Genomic DNA, 21204 nt, shown 5'->3' on the forward strand with positions numbered 1-21204 from the left:
GGTGTGGGGCCTGCGGTGCGTCAGGCGGTCGGAGCGGTCGGGTTCGGGGAAGCGGGCGCGGCGAGGTCGATGTCGCCGGTCGCGATGCGCCGCACGACGTCGATCAGCAGGCGGCGTTCGACGGGCTTGATGCGCTCGTGCAGGGTCGTCTCGTCGTCACCGGGCAGAACGGGAACCCGCTCCTGCGCCAGGATCGGCCCGGTGTCGACGCCGGCATCGACGACGATGACGCTCGCCCCCGTCCGGTCGGTGCCCGCGGCCAGCGCGTCTCGCACGCCGTGCGCTCCCGGGAACTCGGGCAGGTATGCCGGGTGGGTGTTGATGATGCGGGGTGCCCACGCGTCGACGACGGCGGCGGGCAGCAGCCGCATGAGACCGCTGAGCACGATGAGATCGGGAGCCCAGGCCTCGAGCTGGCGCAGGAGCTCGTCGCCCCACTCCTCGCGCGTCGCGTACTCCCGGAACGGAACCGCGAAGGTGGGGATGTTGAAGGCGTCGGCGTGGGCGAGACCGTCGGCGGGGCGATCGGCGCCGACGACCACGACGCGGGCCGGGAATCCGGGCTCGGCCGCGGCATCGAGGAGGGCCCGCAGATTCGACCCGCCACCGGAGATGAGGACCGCGACCGTCAGCACCGTCTTACTCTACCCGCGCCGTTCCGGCGAGCCGCGCCTGATCGTCATCCCCCGCGGTGGAGCGTTCGGCGGCCGCGTCCGCGTGGCGGACGGTGCGCGGGCCGAGCAAGGCGATCGTCGCGCCGATGCCGATCTCGACCGCGAAGGCGAGACCGACGGCGCCCGCGGACGGGCCGATCTGGTCGAGTCGGCCGGGGCCGAAGGCGCCCGACGCCAGGAGCGAGAGGACGGCGACCGCGAGCCCGCCCCCGACAGCCACGATCGCCGCGGCGGCGAGGCGGGGAAGGACGGGATCGGCGACGAGCGCGGATGCCGGCGCGGGCATCCGGCGACGTGCTGCGCTGCCGGCGATGAACCCGAGCGCGACCAGGAGCAGCGCGACGAGCAGCAGCACGGGGGGCGTCGCCGGCGGGATCGCCCCGAGCACGGGGATGCCGGGAACGACGCCCAACTGCGTGCCGGATGCTGCGACCGTCGAGCCGGCACCGAGCGAGAACCCGGGCCCGGCGGCGAAAGCTCCACCCCACACGAAGAAGGTCGGCAGGTACGCGGCCTGCCCGATGGTGACGGCGGTCGCACCGATCGCATCGACGTTGGCTGCTTGGAAGAGCGACACGATCTCGCCCCCGCGGACGAGCACGGCGACGCCGACGAGCAGCGCACCGACACCCGCGAAGCCGACCACGGCGATCGCGAGACCGCGGGCGCCGGCCGAGACGGCCGTTGCGTAGCCGCTCCGGTCGAGCCTCACGAACAGCGAGTCGACGGGCCCGTCGTCACCGTCGCGCCACGCACGGGCGACCGAGCCGAGGAGGGCGGGGACGGCGAACACGAGGGTGGGCAGCAGAACGGCCTGCCAGGTCTCGACGACGGCATAGGGGGTCGAGGCCGTGGCGGCCACGAGGGCTGAGGCGACGGCGACGGTCGCCGTCCCGGCGAGCACCCCGGTGAACCCGGCTCCGGCACCGGCTGCGCGCGCCCCCGACCGCGCGGCGAACAGCGCGATCAGCAGCGCGACCGCGAGGGGCGGCAGCGAGAGCGAGAAGGTGAGCGCGTCGGGGGCGATGCCGGCTGCCACGGTGTACTCCTGCGGCAGCGAGACCTGCAGCGGCACCAGGTTTCCGAACTGCCACAGCCGCACCGACGCGGGCCAGAGCGACGACCAGTCGGCTCCCCCGCCGAAGCCGACCGCCCAGAGCACGGTCAGCGGCGCGAGGGCCGCGGCAACGCCGACGGCCACCGCGACGAGGGCGTCGAAGGCGGAGAGGAGGGCGACGAGGAGGCGATTCATGCCTGATCGACCCTACCCAGCGAGTCTGTGCGTGTCGGGCGGACGCGCGCGGGCGCGCTAGCGTCTTCTCGGAGGAACTTGTGAACACTACGCAATCGCGCGCGCCCCAGGGGGCCATCGACCGCTTCTTCGACATCAGCCGGCGCGGCTCGACGATCGGCACGGAGGTCCGTGGCGGCCTCGTGACATTCGTCACGATGGCCTACATCGTGATCCTGAACCCGATCATCCTGTCGGGCAAACCCGATGTGGCGGGAACGACCCTCGACTTCGCCGCGGTGAGCGCCGCGACGGCGCTGACCGCGGGCGTCATGACGATCCTGTTCGGGCTCATCACGCGGCTGCCGTTCGCCTTCGCCGCCGGGCTGGGCATCAACGCGTTCGTCGCCTTCGGCGTGGTGGGCGAGGTCACCTGGGCCGAGGCGATGGCGCTTGTGATGATCAACGGCGTCATCATCGTGCTGTTGGCGGCCACGGGTCTGCGCAAGCTCATCTTCGATGCGGTCCCCGTACAGCTCAAGCTCGCGATCACGGTGGCTATCGGTCTGTTCATCGCGTTCATCGGGTTCGTCAACTCCGGCTTCGTGACCTCGACCGGCCAGGCCTCTCCCCCGGTCGGGCTCGGCGTCGGCGGATCCGTCGCGTCGGTACCGACCCTGATGTTCGTCATCACCCTTCTGCTCACCGGCATCCTCGTCGCCCGAAAGGTCAAGGGCGGCATGCTGATCGGCATCGTGACGGGCACCGTCCTGTCGATCGTCGTCGAGGCCATCTGGCACCTCGGGCCGGCCACCGAGAACGCCGGCGGATGGGGGCTGACCGTCCCGGCACTATCGGGCTCGCCGGTCAGCGTCCCGGACCTGAGCCTCATCGGCGCGGTCGACTTCGGCTTCGACCTCGGCAAGGTCAGCATCGTGACCCTCGTCATGCTCGTCTTCACGCTCGTGTTCTCGAACTTCTTCGACGCGATGGGCACGATGACGGGCCTGGCCAAGGAGGCGAACCTCGCCGACGCGAAGGGCGACTTCCCCCGCATCAAGTCGGCGCTGATCGTCGAGGGCGTCGGCGCGATCGCGGGTGGCGCGACGAGCTCGTCGTCGGCCACGGTCTTCGTCGAGTCGGGATCGGGCATCGGCGAGGGCGCACGAACGGGACTCGCCAACGTCGTGACGGGCCTCGTCTTCCTGCTCGCGATGTTCTTCACGCCGCTGACCTCGATCGTCCCCACCGAGGTCGCCGCCGCGGCACTGGTCATCGTCGGAGCCATGATGCTGTCGCAGATCGCGCACATCGACCTGAGCGACTTCCGCGTCCTGCTGCCGGTGTTCCTCACCGCCACGGTGATGCCGCTGACCTACTCGATCGCCAACGGCATCGGCGCGGGCTTCATCTCGTGGGTGCTGGTCAACGCGCTCTCGGGCCGCGTCAAGCAGATCAGCCCGCTGCTGTGGGTCGTCGCCGGCGGCTTCGTGATCTTCTTCGCCCGCGGCCCCCTCGAGGCGCTCCTCGGGGTCTGATCGCCGCCAGACGCGCTTCTGGAGAACAGCGAAGGGGCGGATGCCGCAGCATCCGCCCCTTCGTCGTATCCGGAAGCGTCAGAGCTTCTCGATGATCTCCCGCATGAGCGCGGCGGTCTCGGACGGCGTCTTGCCGACCTTGACACCGGCGGCCTCGAGGGCCTCCTTCTTCGCCTGCGCGGTTCCCGCCGAGCCCGAGACGATGGCGCCGGCGTGGCCCATCGTCTTGCCCTCGGGCGCGGTGAAGCCCGCGACGTAGCCGACGACCGGCTTCGTCATGTGGGCCTTGATGTACTCGGCCGCGCGCTCTTCGGCGTCGCCGCCGATCTCGCCGATCATGACGATGGCCTTCGTGTCGGGGTCTGCCTCGAACGCTGCGAGGGCGTCGATGTGCGTCGTGCCGATGATCGGGTCGCCGCCGATGCCGATGGCGGTCGAGAAGCCGAGATCGCGCAACTCGAACATCATCTGGTACGTCAGGGTGCCCGACTTCGACACGAGACCGATCGGGCCCTTGCCCGTGATGTTCGCGGGAGTGATGCCCGCGAGAGCTTCGCCGGGGGTGATGATGCCGGGGCAGTTCGGCCCGATGATCCGGGTCTTGTTGCCCTTCGACTTGGCGTAGGCCCAGGCCTCGGCCGACTCGCCGACGGGCACGCCCTCGGTGATGACGACGAGCAGGGGGATCTCCGCGTCGATGGCCTCGACCATGGCGTCCTTCGTGAACGCGGGGGGCACGAACGCGACCGAGACGTCGGCGCCGGTCTTCTCGATCGCCTCGGCGACCGAGCCGAACACCGGCAGCTCGACGGCGTTGCCGTCGGCGTCGGCGTGCGAGACGGTGGTGCCGGCCTTGCGGGCGTTGACGCCGCCGACGATGTTGGTGCCCGCCTTGAGCATCAGAGCGGTGTGCTTGGTGCCCTCACCGCCCGTGATGCCCTGGACGATGACCTTGGAGTCCTTGTTGAGGTAGATAGACATGTCGTTGGTCCTTTTCGCGTCCGGAGCTCAGGCGTTCGCCAGCTCGGCGGCCTTGTCGGCGCCCTCGTCCATACCGGCGGCGAGGGTCACGAGCGGGTGGTTCGCGTCGGCGAGGATCGCACGGCCCTCGTCGACCTGGTTGCCGTCGAGACGCACGACGAGCGGCTTGGTCGCCGAGTCACCCAGGATCTCGAGGGCCTTGACGATGCCCTCGGCGACGGCGACGCACGAGGTGATGCCGCCGAAGACGTTGACGAAGACGCTCTTGACCTGCTCGTCGCCGAGGATGACGTCGAGCCCCGAGGCCATGACCTGGGCGTTGGCGCCGCCGCCGATGTCGAGGAAGTTGGCGGGCTTGACGCCGCCGTGCTTCTCGCCGGCGTAGGCGACGACGTCGAGGGTCGACATGACCAGGCCCGCACCGTTGCCGATGACGCCGACCTGACCGTCGAGCTTGACGTAGTTCAGGCCCGACTCCTTGGCCTTGGCCTCGAGCGGGTCCGCGGCGCCCTTGTCCTCGAGCGCCTCGTGCTCGGGGTGACGCACCTCGCTGGCGTTCTCGTCGAGCGAGACCTTGCCGTCGAGGGCGACGATGTCACCGGCGCCGGTGCGCACCAGCGGGTTCACCTCGACGAGGGTCGCGCCCTCGCCCTTGTAGACGTCGTACAGCTTGACGAACACGTCCGAGACCTTCTCGACGAGGTCGTCGGGGAAGTTCGCGGCGCGGGCGATCTCGACGGCCTTGGCCTTGTCGATGCCCTGCAGCGGGTCGACCTCGATGCGCGCGAGCGCCTCGGGACGCTCGACGGCGAGCTCCTCGATCTCCATGCCGCCCTCGACCGAGCACAGGCTCAGGTACGAGCGGTTGGCGCGGTCGAGCAGCACCGAGAAGTAGAACTCCTCGGCGATGTCGGCGCCCTGCGCGATCATGACGCGCTGGACCACGTGGCCCTTGATGTCGAGGCCCAGGATGGTCTCGGCCGCGGCGTACGCCTCGTCGGGGGTCTTGGCGACCTTGACGCCGCCGGCCTTGCCGCGACCTCCGGTCTTGACCTGAGCCTTGACGACCACGACGCCGCCGATCTTCTCGGCCGCCGCCTTCGCCTCCTCAGGGGTGTCGGCGATGATGCCGGCGAGCACCGGCACCTCGTACTTCTCGAACAGGTCTCGGGCCTGGTACTCGTAAAGGTCCACTGCAATCCTTCGCTGGGCGACGGTGGGTGATGGGCGTGAAGAATCTCGATGTCGAGATATCGCCCGATCGGAAAGCCTACTACCCGCGCCTGACGGCCCCTGCCCGATCCCCGCCGAACGAAGGGGGCCGAGTCAGATCCAGCCGCGCTCGCGCGCCATGATCGCCGCCTGCTGACGGGTCGCGAGATGCAGCTTGCCGAGCACGGACGAGACGTGGTTGCGGACCGTGCCCGCCGACAGGTGAAGTGTCGCCGCGATCTCGGCGATGGTCTCGCCGCGCGCACCCGCTCGCAGCACGTCGAGTTCGCGGTCGGTCAGGGGGCTCCGCTCGTCGCTGAGGGCGTCGGCGGCGACTTCGGGATCGACGTACCGGCGCCCGGCGGCGACCTCGCGGATGACGGCGGCGACATCGTCGGCGCGACGCGATTTCGGCACGAATCCGTCGACTCCTGCGCTCAAGGCGCGCCGGAGGACGCCGGGCCGTGCGTGCCGGGTCACCACGACGCAGCGAGCCGGGACGTGCCGGCGGATGCGGGCCGCCGCCTCGACCCCGTCGATGCCGGGCATCTCGAGGTCGAGCAGGCAGACGTCGGGCCGGAGCTCGAGCGCACGCTCGACCGCGCTCTCGCCGTCGCGGCACTCCGCGATGACCTCGAGATCGTCCTCCAGGCGCAGCAGCGCGGCGAGGGCGGAGCGGATCATGTCCTCGTCGTCGGCGATGAGCACCCGGATCATTGCGGCAGCCCCTCCTCGGCCGGCTCCCGGCGCCCCGCCCCGGCAGCTGAAGCCGCGGGGATCGAGACGACGACCTCGAACCGATCGTCGTCGCGACGGGTGCGCAGGTCGCCGCCGGCGACCCCGACCCGGTGCGAGATGCCGTCGAGGCCCGAGCCGGAACCGAGAGCCGACCCGGCACCCGGATCGTTGGCGAAGGCGACACGCCAGTACGCACCGTCGCGGTCGAGCCTCAGCTCCGCCCAGCGACCGCCGCCGTGCTTGAGGACGTTCGTCGTGCATTCCCGGATGACGGGACCGAGGGTGTCGGCGGGGGCGAGAACGGCATCGGCCGCGACGTCGAGCCGCACCGCGAGCCCCGCGGCCCGCAGCAGATCGGCGGCGTTGGCCAGTTCGTCGGGGAGCGGCACACCGCGGAAGCGCCCGGCGAGCTCGCGCGTTCCGGTCCGCGCCGCATCGACGGATGCCCGCGCCAGACGGATCTGCTCGCCCGCGGCATCCGGATCGCGCTCCAGCATCCGCTCGGCGAGCTCGAGCTGCAGTGCGATCACCTGCAGGTGGTGTCCTTGCAGGTCGTGCAACTCGCCCGCCAGGCGCAGACGCTCCTGCGTCGCCGCCAGACGCGACTCGGTCGCGCGGGCGCGGTCAAGCTCGAGCACGACGTCCCACGACCACAGCGACAGCGCGATGGAGGCCGGGAGGGCGACGGCGAAGACGAGAAGGGCGAAGGCGAATGATCCCGTGCCCTCGAGCGCGCCTTCGATGCGCGCCCGCTCCGCGAACCACAGCGCGACCAGCGCGGCCTCGACGAGGATCACGCCGCGCCACCGGATGCCGGGCCCCCAACGCACCAGGCACAGGATCGTGGCCAGGACGGCGGCGGCGAACAGCACCGTCATCGTCGTCACGCCGACGAGCAGCGATCCGGCCACCCCGACCAGGACGGGCCACGACAGGAACCGCCGCAGCCGGGGCGGCCGGTCGGCCTCACCCACGTCGCCGTCGGTGCGGTAGCGCGACAGCAGCACGACGGTCGAGACCAGGACGGCGACCGAGCCGGCCGCATACCCGACGATCACCGCCGGATCCTCCAGGCGGGTGCGGACCAGCAGCGCCCACAGGCTCCAGATGCCGAGCGCCGAGATCATGAAGAAGACGATGGATGCGGCGATGTACCACGAGGTGGCCACGACCTCGCGGGCCAGCGTCGTGCTGCGCGGCGCGGATGCCGGTCGATGGTCGCGGTCGTTCACGAGGCCAGAGTACGACCATGACGTTTGTCATGGCCGAGGCCGCCGAACCTCCCGGTCGCGGGTGACGCCCCGACACTCCCGCCTGCGATCGGGCGCGGCTGGGATGGATCCATGACCAATCCCCTTGCAGACCTCATCCTCGGCTTCCAGGACCTCGTGGCCCGAATGCCCGACATCCTCCAGCCCGTCATCGTCGCCCTCGCGGGTGCGGTGCCGTTCATCGAGGGCGAGGGCGCCGCCGGCATCGGCATCATCGGCGGCATCCACCCCGTCGTCGCCGCGCTCTCCGGCGCGATCGGCAACTTCGTCTGTGTCGCCGTCGTCGTGCTCGTCGCCGCGCGCGTGCGCACCGCCGTCACCACGCGGGGCGGCGCACCCGAGAAACCGAAGTCGGCCCGCAGCGAGAAGTTCCAGAAGGCGTACCACCGCTACGGCACCCCGGGCGTGAGCCTGCTCGGCCCGCTCCTGCTGCCCACGCAGTTCACCGCCGCCGCCCTGACCGCCACCGGGGTGCCCCCGCGCATCGTCCTCCTGTGGCAGGGAGCCGCGATCGTGATGTGGACCACGATCATCACCCTCTTCATCACCGGCGTGCTCTACGTCGCCACCTGACACTCCCGCAACCCCCAGGCCGTATTCAGCGGCCGGCATGCCCTGGAATGCAGGATGGTGACATGACCGCCCTGGAGTCCCGCCCGTGGCTGTCGGCCTACGCCGACGGCGTCCCCGCCGAGATCGACGAGGTCACGCAGACCCTGCCGGAGATGCTGGCCGCGACCGTCGCACGGCACGGCAACCGGACCGCGCTGGAGTTCTTCGGCGCCTCGATGACCTATCGCGAGCTCGGGGCAAGCGTCGACCGGGCCGCCGAGGGGCTGCGCCGGCTCGGCGTGACCGCCGGAGATCGGGTGGCGATCGTGCTGCCGAACTGCCCGCAGCATGTCATCGCGTTCTACGCAGCGCTCCGCCTGGGCGCGATCGTGGTCGAGCACAACCCGCTCTACACGGCGCGCGAGCTGCGGCACCAGTTCGAGGACCACGGCGCGCGGTTCGCGATCGTGTGGGACAAGACCGTCGACACCATCGCCGACTTCCCGACCGATCTGCGCGTCGAGCGCATCATCAGCGTCGATGTCACGGAGGCGCTCCCCCGCGGCAAGCGGATGCTCCTGCGGCTGCCCGTCGCGAAGGCACGGGAGTCGCGGGCGCAGCTGACGGCGAAGCCGCGCACGAAGGACGCGCTGCCCTGGTCGCGGCTCCTCCACCGCCGCGCGGTGTCGCGGCGTGTGGCGGGGCCGAGCCTCGACGACACCGCGCTGCTGCAGTACACCAGCGGCACCACGGGCATCCCCAAGGGCGCCGTGCTGTCGCACCGCAACCTCCGGGCGAACGCGATGCAGGGTCGCGCGTGGGTGCCGGGACTCGTCGAGGGCAACGAGACGTTCTACGGCGTTCTGCCGCTCTTCCACGCCTACGGCATGACGCTCTGCCTGACGTTCGCGATGAGCATCGGGGCGAAGCTCGTGCTGTTCCCGAAGTTCGACGTGGGCCTCATGGCGGATGCCGCGAAGAAGAGCCCGCCGACGTTCCTCCCCGCTGTGCCGCCGATCTACGACCAGCTCGCGCGTGCGGCATCCCGCGGCGCGATCGACCTCTCGCGCGTACGGTTCGCGATCTCGGGGGCGATGAGCCTGCCGGTCGCCACGGTCCGCCGCTGGGAGGACACCACCGGGGGCCTGCTCGTCGAGGGATACGGGATGACCGAGTCCTCCCCCGTCGCGCTCGGCAATCCGATGGGCCCCTCGCGCCGTCCCGGCACCGTGGGTGTCCCGTTCCCGAGCACGGACATCCGCATCGTCGACCCCGACGACCCCTCCGTCGACCGTGAGCCGGGCGAAGAGGGCGAGCTTCTCCTGCGCGGACCACAGGTGTTCTCGGGCTACTGGCGACGCCCCGCCGAGACCGCCGATGCGCTTCTGCCCGGCGGCTGGCTGCGCACCGGCGACATCGCCGTCGTGTCGCCCGACGGCTTCGTCTCGATCGTCGACCGCCTCAAGGAGCTCATCATCACGGGCGGGTTCAACGTCTCGCCCAGCGAGGTCGAAGACACCCTGCACGCCCACCCGGATGTCGAGGCCGCGGCCGTCGTCGCCGCCCCGCGCTCATCGGGCGGTGAGGAGGTCGTCGCCGCGGTCGTGCTGCGCGACGGCGCCACGCTCGATGTCGAGGGTCTGCGCGACTTCTGCCGCACGCGGCTGGCGGCGTACAAGGTGCCGCGCCGGATCATCGCCGTCGACGATCTGCCCCGGTCGCTCATCGGCAAGGTGCTCCGGCGCCAGGTGCGCGAAGAGCTTCTCGCGCGCGACTGAGCCTCTCAGCCCAGCCGCCGCAGGCCCGTCGAGGCGGGGCCCTCGATGCGCTCGCCGTCGGGGGTGAACCGTGATGCGTGCAGAGGGCAGTCCCACGTGCACTCGAGGTCGTTCCACTCGAGCACGCCGCCGAGGTGCGGGCAGATCGCGCTGACCGCCCGCGTCTGACCGTCGACCGTCGAGACGCCCACAGGCCGGGCATGATGCTGCGCTACGGTGCCCTGGCCCTCTGCCGGCTGCTCGACCGGCGTGGATCGCGTCGCCGCGCCGACCCAGCCGCGCGCAGCGGCGGCCCCGACCTTCGCGTTCTCCGTCGCGCCGCGAGCGAGGTCGGCAGGAACCGTGAGGCGCGTGCCGATGACCGTCATCCATGTCGGGCGCTCGCGCATCTTCTCGCCGCGCAGCTCGCTGGCGATGCGCAACGCGGCAGCGGGTGCGTTGGTCAACCCCCACTTGGCGTAGCCGGTCGCGAACCGCACGCGCCCGAGCGAGCGGGGCATCACCCCGATGAACGGCACGAGGTTGTGCGAGGTGTAGTCCTGCGCCGACCAGCGGTGGGTCTCCGTCCCCACGGGGAACGTCTCCCGCGCCCACGTGACGAGCTCCTCGAGCATCGCCAGCTCGCTCTCGACTCGGCCGACCGGGTGACCGGCGCCGCCGACGATCAGCTGCGGCGCCGCATCCGTTCCGCCGCCCGCGCCGTCGGCGGCCGTCACGGTGCGCACCGACCGGGTCGGGCTGTCGGCCGAGAGGTACATGCCGTCGGGTACCTCGCCCTCGAGGTCGAACGAGACGCACGCCGACCGCATCCCGCTCACCTTCGCGAAGTACAGTCCGCGATCGGTGAGGGGCGCCCCCGTGGCCAGCACGATCTTCGCGGCGAACAGCGTGCCGGCCTCGGTGTCGACCCGGGGCCGCGGCACGACCCGCACGCGCCGCACCGCCGTGTTCAGATGCAGCCGGCCGCCGGCGGCGACGAACGCGGTCGCCAGTGCCGTCAACAGGCTCATCGGGTCGATCGCGCGCTGATCGTCCAGGGCGACGGCGCTGACCATGCGGACGGGACCGGCCGCGAGCTCCTCGGGACCGGCGAGACGCACGGCGAGGCCCGCTTCACGGGCCGCGCGGTACTCCTCCGTCACCGACGCCACGCCGTCGGCACCGTGAGCGTAGGTGTACGCGGTGCGGACGGTCGTCGAGACACCGAGCTCGTCGGCAGCACGGGTGATCCACTCGAAGCCGTCGCGGTTCGCGTCGGCGTAGGCACGGACGAGGGATGCCGGGTGATGCCGGCGCAACGACGACAGCGTCGTGCCCTGCAGCAGCGAGATCTTGCCGGTGTTCGAGCCCGACGCGAGTTCGCCGATGCCGCCGCGCTCGACGATCGCGACATCCATGCCGCTGCGGACGAGCTCGAGCGCGGTCGCGAGCCCGGTCAGCCCTGCCCCGACGATGACGACATCGTGACGCTGCCCCGGTTCGAACGGCGTTCCGGTGGGCGCGGACACATCGGTCTTCCACAGCGGCGTCATGCCCGCAGTCAACGCCGCGCACCGGACGGCGACAAGCGACTTGACACTAGGCTCGGTGCCCATGACCGAGGCCTCCCGCACCCCCGGCGACCCCCTCGTGGCCGCGGCCGTCGCCCTGTTCGACGAGCAGGGATATGAACGCACCTCGGTCGACGACATCGCTCGGGCGGGCGGTCTGTCGCGATCGACGTTCTTCCGGCAATACGGCGGCAAGGACGATGTGGTCTTCGCCGACCACGACGTCGCTATCGCGGCGCTGCGCGAGCTGCTCGAGACGACGGACGAGACCCCGTGGCGCGCGGTGTGCGATGCCGCGCTCGCAGCTTTCGACCACTTCGCCGCCGACGTCGAGCTCGCCCGGCGGCGATACCGCGTGGTGCGCGGCGTCCCGGCGCTGCGCGACCGCGAGATCGTCATGGTCTTCCGCTACGAACGGCTGTTCGGCGATCATCTGCGTGCGCGTCTGCCCGAGCTCGATGCCGCCGAGCTCGTCGGCTTCAGCGCGGCCGTGACCGCCGTCCACAATCACGTCCTGCGCCGCTTGCTCCGCGGCGATGACACGGTCAACCGGCTCACGGTCCACGCCGCGCTCGATGATCTGCTGCGTCGGTTCGGGGTGCATCCGGACGGCGAGCCTCCGGCCGACGAGGACGTCGTCGTCGCCGTCTTCCCTCGCCGGATGCCGCTCGCGGAGGTCACCCGCCGCATCCGGTCCGAGCTCTCCTGACCGACCCCGGGCGCCGGCGTGACACTCAGTGTCGTTCGGGGTGATACTGGATGCCATGAGCGATGAAGCCGACCGTGACCTCGACGCACTCCCCGGCGAGCGCGTCGCCTCGTACGCCCTGACGGGCCGCCGCGACACCGACTACTACGGCGTCTTCGCCGACGTCGACGACGCCGACCGCGCCGCGTGGGACCGCGCCCGCACGTTCGTCGACGAGGTCGGCGACCGGATGCAGCGCGCCTGGGACACCGCGACCTACCCGCTCGACCTCGTCCGCCGCATGGGCGAGCTCGACCTCTTCGTCGACGGGATCGACCACCCGGGTCTCACGCGCATCACCCCGCTGGGCGCCGGCCTGGTGAATATGGAGATCTCGCGCGGCGACGGCTCGCTCGGCACGGCGCAGGCCGTCCAAGGCGGGCTCGCGCTGCGCACCCTGGCCCTGTTCGGGTCTCCTGACCAGCAGAAGCGCTGGTTGCGGCCGCTCGCCGGGGGCGAGGTTCTGGGTAGTTTCGCGCTCACCGAGCCGGACCACGGCTCGGATTCGGTCTCGCTCGAGACCGTCGCCCGCCGCGAGGGCGACGAGTGGGTGCTCCGCGGAGCCAAGAAGTGGATCGGCAATGGGGCGTCGGGCGGCATCACGTTCGTCTGGGCACGCGTCGACGACGAGGGCGATGAGCTGCACGGTTCCGTGCGCTGCTTCCTCGTCGAGCAGGACCGCCCCGGTTACACCGGCACCGTCATCGCGGGCAAGGCGTCGCTGCGCGGCATCCACCAGGCGCATGTCGCGCTGCGCGACGTGCGGCTTCCGGCCGACGCCGTCCTCGCGGGCACGCGATCGTTCCGGGATGCCTCGACGGTCCTCTACGCCACCCGTTCGGGCGTCGCGTGGTCTGCGCTGGGACACGCGACCGCCTGCTACGAGGCGGCGGTCACCTATGCCGGCGAGCGCATCCAGTTCGGTCGGCCGCTCGCCCGCTCGCAGATGGTGCAGGAACGCCTCACGCAGATGCTCGACGAGCTCACCGCGATGCAGCTCTACTGCCGCCGGCTCGCCGACCTCGAAACGACCGGCGGCCTGCGGCCGACCCAGGCGTCGCTGGCGAAATACCACAACACCCGGGCCGCGCGACGGATCGCGCAGACCGCGCGCGACCTCCTCGGAGGCAACGGCATCCTGCTCGAGAACGGGGTCATGCAGCACATGGCCGACATCGAGGCGATCCACACCTACGAGGGCACGGAGAGCGTCCAGGCGCTCCTGCTGGGCCGCGACATCACCGGAGTCGGCGCGTTCACCTGACCCGCCGCGCGCGTCGGCGCACGAAGATACTCACCACGAGCGCGATGATCCCCGCCCCCAGCGCGACGACGGCGATCGACGACCACGCCACGGCCGGCGTCGAGAACCCCGCGGATGCCGCTTCGGGCAGCGGCACGCGATCGTCGCCGAGCGACACCGGGGTGACGGTGATCTCGCCGGCGGCGAAGAACAGCGGCGCGAGCGGCAGCTCGATGCGCTGCGTCGCCGTGCCGCCGGGCAGCACCTCGAACGCCGCGGCGGTCCCGCCCCCGGGCATGAGCCCCAGCGGGCCCGCAGCATCGGCGGCGACGCTCGCCCCGAACCGGACGTTGCCGGTGTTGGTCACGCGGTACTCGACCGTCAGGGTGCCGGGAGCGAAGGGGATCCACGAGGGCGTGAAGCTCGCCGCGGCAGCGTCGACGCTGAGCATCGGAGCGATCTCGCCGGCGACCTGCAGATGCACGCGCACGCCGACACGGTGCGTCACCGTGACCCCCGACTCCGCGGCACTGAGGCCCACGACGATCCCGGCCGGGTGATCCCCCGGCGTCGCATCCGCCGGCACCGTGATCGTGACGGGGAGCACCCGGGTCTCGCCCGCGGCGAGCGCGAGGCCGTCGCCGTCGACCCCACCGACGTCGATCCAGGCTCCGCCGGCCGCCGGATCGTCGGCACGGACGTCGTACGCGCCGTCGGCGCCCACGACACCGTCGCCGGCGGCGACGGTGAACACGGCGGCCTCTCTCGAGTGATTGGTGACCGCGATGGCATCGGTGATCGCGCCGCCCGGGTCGATCGTGTGGCGCAGTGACACCCTGCCGTCGGGACCGGCGGCGTCGGCGGGGACGACCCCCCACTCGATCGTGGGCGGCTCCGGCGCCGCGGCCGATGCCGGGACGACGGTGAGCGATGCGGATGCCGTGAGCGCGGCGAGCACGCCTGCTGCCAGCAGCACGGCACGGATGAGGAGGACGCGGGGCATGAGGTCTCCGGTGAGCTGGGGGCGGGGACGGGCCGAAGCCCGCCCCCGCCGATGCATCGATGTCGCGTGGACCGGTCAGTCCTGCGCGAACAGGGTGAGCGTGATCTCGCTGCCGTAACGGCCGCCGGCAGCGTGTGCGGGAACCGTCAGATCCAGATCGGCGCCGACCACCGTCGTTCCCACACGCGACGTCCGGTCGGCGGCGGCGAGCGTCGCAGGCGAGTCGAGCGTCGCCCGGCCGCCCGCGGCGGCGCCCGACTCGGACCGGACGATGCGCGGCGCCCACGCGAGGTTCTCCGCCGCCAGCGTGCGATTGCCGGCCACGAAGTCCGTCGCCGATCCCGCGAGTGTCCAGCCGCGTCCCTGGGCGCGGACCTCGTTGCGCGTGTCGGCGACCGTCACGAGCGGCATCGTCGCATCCAGCTTCGCCCCGGAGCCGCCGAACGCGACGCGCTCGCCGTGTCCGGCGACGCTGAGGCTGAGCGCACCGTCCGCCGGCTGGCCCGAGATGGCGGCCTCGAGTGCGACGGCATCGGCCGAGCTCCGTTCCCCGTGCCCGAGGAAGTCGAAGATGGTCTCGCCGATCGCGGTGTTGTCGAGATAGGCGCCGCGGACGACATCCCACTGGTCGGCCCGCGCTTCGAGCGCTTCAGCCCCGGCACCCTTGGCGAAGAGCGGGACGAGCGCGTTCGTGTGTCCGCCCGAGTGCCACGTCAGGTCGGGGAGCTGCCCCGCCGTTCCCGTCATCGGCGTCCACCCGGTCTCCGGCCCGGACCCTGCACCGGCGAGATAGCCGGTCTCATGGTCGGCGGTGACGACGACGAGCGTCTCGTCCCAGCTGCTGTTCTCCTCGACCCACGACTCGACGGCCTCGACGGCGTCGTTGAAGGCGATCTGCTCCTCGATGAGGCGGGTGGTCTGGTTCGCATGGCCGGCCCAGTCGACCGCGCCGCCCTCGACCATGAGGAAGAAGCCCTCGTCACCCGTGTCGAGAACGTTCAGCGCCCCGCGGGCGAGGGTGTCGAGGTCGGGCACGTCGTTAGCCGGATCGGTGTACGGCGGCGCGGCGTCGTTCGCCAGTCCGGGGCGGTTGTACTGCAGGGTCTCGGCGACCTGCGCGAGACCGAACACCTTGTCGGGAGTGGCGGTTCCGGCGGCGAGAGCTTCGAAGTCGGCCTTGTCGTCGATGAAGCTGAAGGGCGTCGCTCCGGTCGAGAGGCGCTCGTAGTCGGTCTGCGCGATCCATGTCCAATCGGCCGGACGAGGCTCGTGGGCGTCGGTGTACATCGGGTGACCGCCACCCATGAGGACGTCCACGCCGCTGTCGATCATCTCGGTCGCGAGGCCCTGGTAGTCGTTGCGGTCGGCGTTGTGGGCGATGAAGCCCGCGGGAGTGGCGTGGTTGAAGGGCACGGAGGTGACGAGCCCGACCTTCTTGCCCACCTCCTGCGCCTGCTCGCCCACGGTGAGCAGGCGATCGCCGCCGGGCTCGAAGCCGAGGGTCCCGTTGTTCGTCTTCACACCGGTTCCGAGCGCCGTGCCCGCTGCGGCGGAGTCGGTGGCGCCAGAAGCGACCCAGCCGAAGTCTCCCCATGCCTTCTCGGTGACGTACTCCGCCCGGCCCGATGCCGAGTAGTGCGACTGGGCGACCTGGACGGGCCAGGTCTCGTAGACCTGACCGGGCGTTGCCACCCCGTGCGCGATCGCTCCGGTCCCGGGATCGACGGTGACCTGATGCGCGCTCGTGCCATGCTCGTACAGACTCGCGGCGTCGAACTGGTTGTAGCCCGCGCCATCCGAGATCATCAGGATGACGTTCTTCGGAACGGATGCCGCGTCGGCATCGGCTGCGCTCGCGACGACGGCCGGGGCCGACGCGAGAACGAGACCGGCGACGACGCTCGCCGCGGTCAGGGTGCAGGCGCGCGTGTGCGCTCTCCGGTGCATGGAGATCCTCTTTCGTATCTGGGGGGGGTGCGAAAGCCGCCGCGTTGCGGGCGGCACCTCCACGGTCGTCGGCGGGGGTGGCCGCGCGGCGACCTCCCGGCGACGCGACGGTGAACGAGAGCAGCCGCGGAGGTGACCGCCGCAGCCCGGCACTGTCGCACGTGCCCCACGAACGCAACCCCGGGTCATCGTCGTCGCCGTCCGCTACCGTCGTCGTCATGAGTCTGTTCCGACGGAGCCCACGGCCTGAGACCGTGCTGGCGGATGCCATCGATCGCGATGCCGAACGGCCGCCCACGGGGCTGTGGGCCGACGGATTCGGCCGGCTCGCTATCCGCGGGGTGCAGATCATCGTCCTGGTGATCCTCGCCATCGGCATCGTCTACGTCCTGCGGCAGGTGTCCGTCGTCGCGATCCCGCTGATCCTCGCGCTCATCTTCGCGTGCGCGTTCGCTCCCGCCATGAGCTGGATGCGGCGCCACGGCGTGCCGTCGCTGCTCGCGACGATCATCACCCTGCTCACGATCGTGGTCCTGCTGACCGGTCTGTCGTGGCTGATCGTCTGGGCCGTCCGCGACCAGTGGGACGACCTGTATTCGCAGGCCGAGGAGGGCTTCCAGCAGCTCATCGCGTGGGCGCAGACGCTCCCCTTCTCGATCGACCAGAAGCAGATCGACGAATGGCTGGGTGCCCTCGGCGACTTCGTCACGAGCGCCCAGTTCGGCTCCGGCGCCATCGCGGGCGTGAGTGCCGTGGCGACCTTCATCACGGGTGCGGTGCTGCTCGTGGTCATCCTCTTCTTCTTCCTCAAGGACGGACCCCGCATGTGGGCGTTCCTCCTGCGCCCGTTCCGCGGCTCGAAAGAGCAGCGCGCTCGTCGCATCGGCGACAAGACGGTCGTCGTGCTCGGCTCGTACATCCGCGGCACCGCCGCCGTCGCTTTCGTCGATGCAGCCGGCATCTTCATCGCCCTGCTCGTGCTCCAGGTGCCGCTGGCCCTCCCCCTCGCGGTCCTCGTCTTCCTCCTGGCCTTCATCCCGATCGTGGGTGCGACGCTCGCCGGCATCCTGGCCGCCCTCGTCGCGCTCGTCGCGAACGGTCCGCTCAACGCGGTGCTCGTCGTCGGGGCGGTGGTGCTCGTCAACCAGCTCGAGGGCAACTTCCTGCAGCCCGTGCTCATGGGCCGCACGATGAAGCTGCACTCGTTCGTCGTGCTCGTCGCCCTGACCGCCGGCACCGCGATCGGAGGCATCCTGGGAACGCTGCTCGCCGTGCCGATCACCGCCGTCGTGTGGGGCATCGTGCAGGTGTGGGACGGACCGGACCTGCCGGCCCGCTGGGCCCGGCCGAAGCCCCGCGAGCAGCTGCAGGCCTGAGGCGACCCGATGACGTACGACATCCCCGCACCGATGCTGGCGAAGGCCGTGGCCGCGATCCCGGATCCGAGCCGATACGCCGCGGGGCTGTCGTTCGAGCCGAAGTGGGACGGGTTCCGCGCGATCGTCTCGTGGGACGGCGAGAACGTCGAGATCGGCAGTCGCGGGTCCAAACCCCTCACCCGCTACTTCCCCGAGCTCGTCGACGCCTTCTCGCGCCTGCTTCCCGAGCCGTGTCTGCTCGACGGCGAGATCGTCGTGGCCACCGACACGGCGAGCGGCCGCCGGCTGCAGTGGGAGGCGCTGTCTCAGCGCATCCACCCGGCAGCGTCCCGCGTCGCCCTGCTCAGCGAGCAGACGCCGGCGATGTTCATCGCGTTCGACCTTCTCGCCCGCGGCGACCGCGGCCTGCAGGCCGAGCCGTTCTCGCAGCGCCGCAGCGAGCTCGTCGAACTGCTGCGAGCCGTGCCCGATCCGATCCACGTCACGCGGACGACCGACGACGTCGACACCGCCCGACGCTGGCTGGCTGAGTTCGAGGGTGCGGGCCTCGACGGAGTCGTCGCCAAGCCCAACGATCAGCCCTACGCGCCCGGCAAGCGGACGATGCTCAAGATCAAGCACGCCCGCACGGCAGACGTCGTCGCGATCGGATACCGCATCCACAAGTCCGGCACCGGTGTCGGGTCGCTGCTCGTCGGCCTCTACGGCGACGACGGCGAGCTGCACGGGGTCGGCGGCGTCTCGGCCTGGAGCGACAAGCGACGGCGCGAACTGATCGACGAGCTCGCGCCGCTCGTGGAGCGGGATGCCGCGGGGGCCGCCGTCACCGGCGAGTCCGACCGGTCGCGGTTCACGGCGTCGAAGGACGTGTCGTTCGTACGGCTGCGACCCGAGCTGGTGCTCGAGGTGCGCTACGACCAGCTCGAGGGGCAGCGGTTTCGACACACCGTCCAGTTCGAGCGGTGGCGCAACGATCGGGACGCCCGTTCGTGCACCTTCGACCAGCTCGAGACGGTCGCAGCCTACGATCTGGCCGACGTCCTGGACTGACGGCGGACGCGGGTGCGACACCCGCCGTTCACGCCTCGGCCACCGATCGTTGCGCACCGCTTCCTAGCGTGCGAGAGTCGCCCGCAACCCCGCCCACCCGGGCTGGGGCGCGCTTCTCCCCCCGCATTCGAAGGACGCTGCATGCATCTCACTTCCCCTGCTCCCGGTCCGTGCCGGCACCGGACGGCCATCTCCGCGTCCGTGGCGGCGTTCGCCATCACGGCCCTCGCTCTCGGCTCAGCGGCGCCCGCCAACGCGGCTGATCGCGGCCTGCTCGACGAGAGCACGATCGCGCCGCACGCCGCACCGTACGGCACGTTCGTCGACGTCTACACCGCGAACAGCTCCGCGAACACCACGCCCGAGACGAACCCGGCGATCGGGGTGCTCGCGGGCATGCTCGACCTCTGGCAGCCGGGCGCGACGTGGGATACGGGACAGGCGACGGATGCCGGGGCCCCCGTGCTCGACGCCAACATCGCGCGCAACGTTGAGGTCGCGCGGTCGCGCACCGCGTCGGATGAGACCGCCGCGTGGGTCTTCGATCGCCGCCACCAGAGCTACAGCGCCATCGACGGCCTCGGCCCGGCTGCGTCGGCCTTCCGCGCAGCGATGAACGCCGGCACCACGATCCCCGACACGATTCCCGCCGATGCCACGACGGTGCGCTACGACGACGCCGGCAATGCCTCGGGCCGCTGGGCGGACCCGGACTCCGACCTCGGTTCGGTCGTCGCTCTCGTCGACACGGTGCGCGGCCCCTCCGCCTCGTCGAACCCGTCGAAGAACTTCTTCAGCTACAAGCGCCCCTTCCGCTGGGTGGATGACTCGATCATCGTCCCGGCGCTGATGCCGGTGCGAAAGCCCGACAGCGAGGCGGCGAGCGACGGCGGCTTCCCGAGCGGTCACACCAACGCCGCCTACCTCGCCTCGTTCGCCCTCGCCGACGCGGCACCGCAGTACCAGGACCTCCTCATCGCGAACGCCGCGGAGATCGGCGACAGCCGGATCGTCGCCGGGATGCATTCGTCGCTCGACGTGATCGGCGGTCGTGTGCTCGCGACCGCCCTCGCCGCCGCGAGCCTGAACGATCCCGCCCATGCCGAGCTGCGCGCCGCTGCGTCGGGCCAGGCACAGGAGCTGCTTGCGACGCTCCCCACCACCGCATCCGGCAGCGCACCCGCCGACGACGATTACGACCTCCGCGCGCAGGAGTATCGCGAGCGCATGACGTACGGGCTCCCGGCGACGGGCGCCACCGGCCAAGCCGCACGGGTGCCGGCAGGCGCCGAGGTGTTGCTCGAGCACCGGCTGCCCTACCTCGACGCCGAACAGCGCCGCTGGGTGCTCCACTCGACCGCGATCGACTCGGGCCATGCGGTGCTCGACGACCCGGAGGGCTGGGGCCGGCTGAACCTCTTCGAGGCGTCGAACGGATACGGAGCCTTCGACACCGATGTGACGGTGACGATGGATGCCGCTGCCGGCGGCTTCGCGGCGACGGACGAGTGGCGCAACGACATCGACGGTGCGGGCTCGCTGACCAAGGACGGCTCGGGCACGCTCGTCCTGTCGGGAGAGAACACCTACACCGGCGGCACCGTCGTCGACGACGGCATCATTCGGGCCGCCGCGCCCGCCGCCCTCGGCGCGGGAGATCTGACGATCGCCGGCGGTTCGCTGATCGAGGCGACCTCGGGGCTCGCGGTCGGCGGCGACTACACCCAGGCTGATGCCGCCACGCTCGAGCTGTCGGTCGACGACGATGCACCGGCGCTCACGATCGCCGGCACCGCCACGCTCGGGGGAACCCTGCGCGTCGACCTGCCCGGGGGCGTCCCGGCCGCTCCGGTACGCCTGATCTCGTACGGCGATCATGCCGCCGACACCCGCTTCGACGCGGTCGAGGTCTTCGCCGCCGATGCAGGCTTCGACGCTGCGCTGGAGTACCGAGCCGACGGCGTCTATCTCGTCGAGGCTGCCGCAGGCGGCGGTGAGACGCCCGGTGAGGCACCCGGTACTGCCGTGCCCGCCGATCCCGGAGCAGGGAGCGGAACCGGGAGCGGGACCGACGGCTCCCCTGCCGGCACCGGCGTCGCGGCGCGCCCCGTCGCCGAGCGGATCGCGCGGACCGGCGGTGAGGGAGCACCGGTCGGCATGATGATCGGCGGCGTCGTGCTGGCCGCGGCCGGCGGCACCGTGCTGCTCTCGCGCCACCGGCGCCCGGCGCGGCGCTGACGGCAGCCCGAGCGGATTGGTCCGGCAGATCCTCCCACCCGGGCGCACGTCCCGGGTGGGAGGATCGAACC

Annotated in this window: 17 protein-coding genes; 8 read left to right on the forward strand and 9 right to left on the reverse strand. The window is 71.3% G+C overall.

Annotation, left to right across the window (positions count from 1 at the left end):
* Positions 1–20: 20 nt before the first annotated feature.
* Together purN and QUC20_RS12730 are read right to left on the reverse strand one after the other, a co-directional pair.
* Entirely contained in the window at positions 21–635 is a 615-nt protein-coding gene (gene purN / locus QUC20_RS12725) for a phosphoribosylglycinamide formyltransferase (RefSeq protein ID WP_289330113.1), read from the reverse strand.
* A gap of 4 nt (positions 636–639) precedes the next feature.
* Positions 640–1926 (reverse strand): cell division protein PerM, encoded by a 1287-nt coding sequence (locus tag QUC20_RS12730; protein WP_289330114.1) that lies wholly within the window; start codon positions 1924–1926, stop codon positions 640–642.
* A gap of 80 nt (positions 1927–2006) precedes the next feature.
* Between QUC20_RS12730 and QUC20_RS12735 the strand changes: the two genes are divergently transcribed.
* A complete protein-coding gene (locus QUC20_RS12735; protein ID WP_289330115.1) occupies positions 2007–3443 on the forward strand; it encodes an NCS2 family permease in 1437 nt (478 codons plus the stop codon).
* A gap of 78 nt (positions 3444–3521) precedes the next feature.
* Here QUC20_RS12735 and sucD read toward each other — a convergent pair whose 3' ends face one another.
* From sucD to QUC20_RS12755, 4 genes are all read right to left on the reverse strand, one after another.
* The gene (gene sucD, locus QUC20_RS12740; RefSeq protein ID WP_289330116.1) at positions 3522–4424 is read right to left on the reverse strand and encodes a succinate--CoA ligase subunit alpha; all 903 of its coding nucleotides are present in this window, start codon (positions 4422–4424) and stop codon (positions 3522–3524) included.
* A gap of 27 nt (positions 4425–4451) precedes the next feature.
* Positions 4452–5618 carry an ADP-forming succinate--CoA ligase subunit beta gene (gene sucC, locus QUC20_RS12745; protein ID WP_289330117.1) on the reverse strand — a complete coding sequence of 389 codons (1167 nt, stop codon included), beginning with the start codon at positions 5616–5618 and terminating at the stop codon, positions 4452–4454.
* A 132-nt stretch (positions 5619–5750) separates the two neighbouring features.
* Entirely contained in the window at positions 5751–6353 is a 603-nt protein-coding gene (locus QUC20_RS12750) for a response regulator transcription factor (RefSeq protein ID WP_120264584.1), read from the reverse strand.
* Positions 6350–7606 (reverse strand): sensor histidine kinase, encoded by a 1257-nt coding sequence (locus tag QUC20_RS12755; protein WP_289330118.1) that lies wholly within the window; start codon positions 7604–7606, stop codon positions 6350–6352. The genes QUC20_RS12750 and QUC20_RS12755 overlap by 4 nt, the downstream gene beginning before the upstream one ends.
* 111 nt (positions 7607–7717) lie before the next feature.
* Between QUC20_RS12755 and QUC20_RS12760 the strand changes: the two genes are divergently transcribed.
* Positions 7718–8218 carry a small multidrug efflux protein gene (locus QUC20_RS12760; protein ID WP_120264583.1) on the forward strand — a complete coding sequence of 167 codons (501 nt, stop codon included), beginning with the start codon at positions 7718–7720 and terminating at the stop codon, positions 8216–8218.
* A gap of 62 nt (positions 8219–8280) precedes the next feature.
* A complete protein-coding gene (locus QUC20_RS12765) occupies positions 8281–9975 on the forward strand; it encodes a long-chain-fatty-acid--CoA ligase (protein ID WP_120264582.1) in 1695 nt (564 codons plus the stop codon).
* A 5-nt stretch (positions 9976–9980) separates the two neighbouring features.
* Here the strand turns inward: QUC20_RS12765 and QUC20_RS12770 are convergent, their stop codons facing one another.
* Entirely contained in the window at positions 9981–11507 is a 1527-nt protein-coding gene (locus tag QUC20_RS12770; protein ID WP_289330119.1) for an FAD-dependent oxidoreductase, read from the reverse strand.
* 61 nt (positions 11508–11568) lie between these two features.
* On the opposite strand from QUC20_RS12770, the gene QUC20_RS12775 reads away from it, so the two are divergent.
* Both QUC20_RS12775 and QUC20_RS12780 read left to right on the forward strand, forming a co-directional pair.
* Positions 11569–12234: a TetR/AcrR family transcriptional regulator gene (locus tag QUC20_RS12775; protein ID WP_289330120.1), complete on the forward strand. Its 666-nt coding sequence runs from the start codon at positions 11569–11571 to the stop codon at positions 12232–12234.
* Between the two features lie 55 nt (positions 12235–12289).
* Positions 12290–13537, forward strand: coding sequence for an acyl-CoA dehydrogenase family protein (locus QUC20_RS12780; RefSeq protein WP_289330121.1), 1248 nt, complete (start codon positions 12290–12292; stop codon positions 13535–13537).
* Here the strand turns inward: QUC20_RS12780 and QUC20_RS12785 are convergent.
* Together QUC20_RS12785 and QUC20_RS12790 are read right to left on the reverse strand one after the other, a co-directional pair.
* Positions 13530–14519 carry a hypothetical protein gene (locus QUC20_RS12785; protein WP_289330122.1) on the reverse strand — a complete coding sequence of 330 codons (990 nt, stop codon included), beginning with the start codon at positions 14517–14519 and terminating at the stop codon, positions 13530–13532. The genes QUC20_RS12780 and QUC20_RS12785 overlap by 8 nt on opposite strands.
* Before the next feature lie 75 nt (positions 14520–14594).
* Positions 14595–16466 (reverse strand): alkaline phosphatase, encoded by a 1872-nt coding sequence (locus tag QUC20_RS12790; protein ID WP_289330123.1) that lies wholly within the window; start codon positions 16464–16466, stop codon positions 14595–14597.
* Between the two features lie 218 nt (positions 16467–16684).
* Between QUC20_RS12790 and QUC20_RS12795 the strand changes: the two genes are divergently transcribed.
* The 3 genes from QUC20_RS12795 (at position 16685) to QUC20_RS12805 (ending at position 21133) form a co-directional block, all read left to right on the forward strand.
* A complete protein-coding gene (locus QUC20_RS12795; protein WP_289330124.1) occupies positions 16685–17842 on the forward strand; it encodes an AI-2E family transporter in 1158 nt (385 codons plus the stop codon).
* 9 nt (positions 17843–17851) lie between these two features.
* Entirely contained in the window at positions 17852–18895 is a 1044-nt protein-coding gene (locus QUC20_RS12800) for an ATP-dependent DNA ligase (RefSeq protein ID WP_289330125.1), read from the forward strand.
* A 141-nt stretch (positions 18896–19036) separates the two neighbouring features.
* A complete protein-coding gene (locus QUC20_RS12805) occupies positions 19037–21133 on the forward strand; it encodes a phosphatase PAP2 family protein (RefSeq protein WP_289330126.1) in 2097 nt (698 codons plus the stop codon).
* Positions 21134–21204 lie beyond the last annotated feature (71 nt).

It is taken from the genome of Microbacterium arborescens (assembly GCF_030369635.1).
Taxonomy (GTDB): Bacteria; Actinomycetota; Actinomycetes; order Actinomycetales; family Microbacteriaceae; genus Microbacterium.

What these genes read in the sequence shown, in the direction of transcription:
- QUC20_RS12730 (WP_289330114.1), bottom strand. Translation starts at nt 1,926, where the DNA reads ATGAATCGCCTCCTCGTCGCCCTCCTCTCCGCCTTCGACGCCCTCGTC.
- QUC20_RS12775 (WP_289330120.1), top strand. Translation starts at nt 11,569, where the DNA reads ATGACCGAGGCCTCCCGCACCCCCGGCGACCCCCTCGTGGCCGCGGCC.
- sucD (WP_289330116.1), bottom strand. Translation starts at nt 4,424, where the DNA reads ATGTCTATCTACCTCAACAAGGACTCCAAGGTCATCGTCCAGGGCATC.
- QUC20_RS12785 (WP_289330122.1), bottom strand. Translation starts at nt 14,519, where the DNA reads ATGCCCCGCGTCCTCCTCATCCGTGCCGTGCTGCTGGCAGCAGGCGTG.
- QUC20_RS12800 (WP_289330125.1), top strand. Translation starts at nt 17,852, where the DNA reads ATGACGTACGACATCCCCGCACCGATGCTGGCGAAGGCCGTGGCCGCG.
- QUC20_RS12795 (WP_289330124.1), top strand. Translation starts at nt 16,685, where the DNA reads ATGAGTCTGTTCCGACGGAGCCCACGGCCTGAGACCGTGCTGGCGGAT.
- QUC20_RS12790 (WP_289330123.1), bottom strand. Translation starts at nt 16,466, where the DNA reads ATGCACCGGAGAGCGCACACGCGCGCCTGCACCCTGACCGCGGCGAGC.
- QUC20_RS12760 (WP_120264583.1), top strand. Translation starts at nt 7,718, where the DNA reads ATGACCAATCCCCTTGCAGACCTCATCCTCGGCTTCCAGGACCTCGTG.
- QUC20_RS12770 (WP_289330119.1), bottom strand. Translation starts at nt 11,507, where the DNA reads ATGACGCCGCTGTGGAAGACCGATGTGTCCGCGCCCACCGGAACGCCG.
- QUC20_RS12765 (WP_120264582.1), top strand. Translation starts at nt 8,281, where the DNA reads ATGACCGCCCTGGAGTCCCGCCCGTGGCTGTCGGCCTACGCCGACGGC.
- QUC20_RS12780 (WP_289330121.1), top strand. Translation starts at nt 12,290, where the DNA reads ATGAGCGATGAAGCCGACCGTGACCTCGACGCACTCCCCGGCGAGCGC.
- QUC20_RS12805 (WP_289330126.1), top strand. Translation starts at nt 19,037, where the DNA reads ATGCATCTCACTTCCCCTGCTCCCGGTCCGTGCCGGCACCGGACGGCC.
- QUC20_RS12750 (WP_120264584.1), bottom strand. Translation starts at nt 6,353, where the DNA reads ATGATCCGGGTGCTCATCGCCGACGACGAGGACATGATCCGCTCCGCC.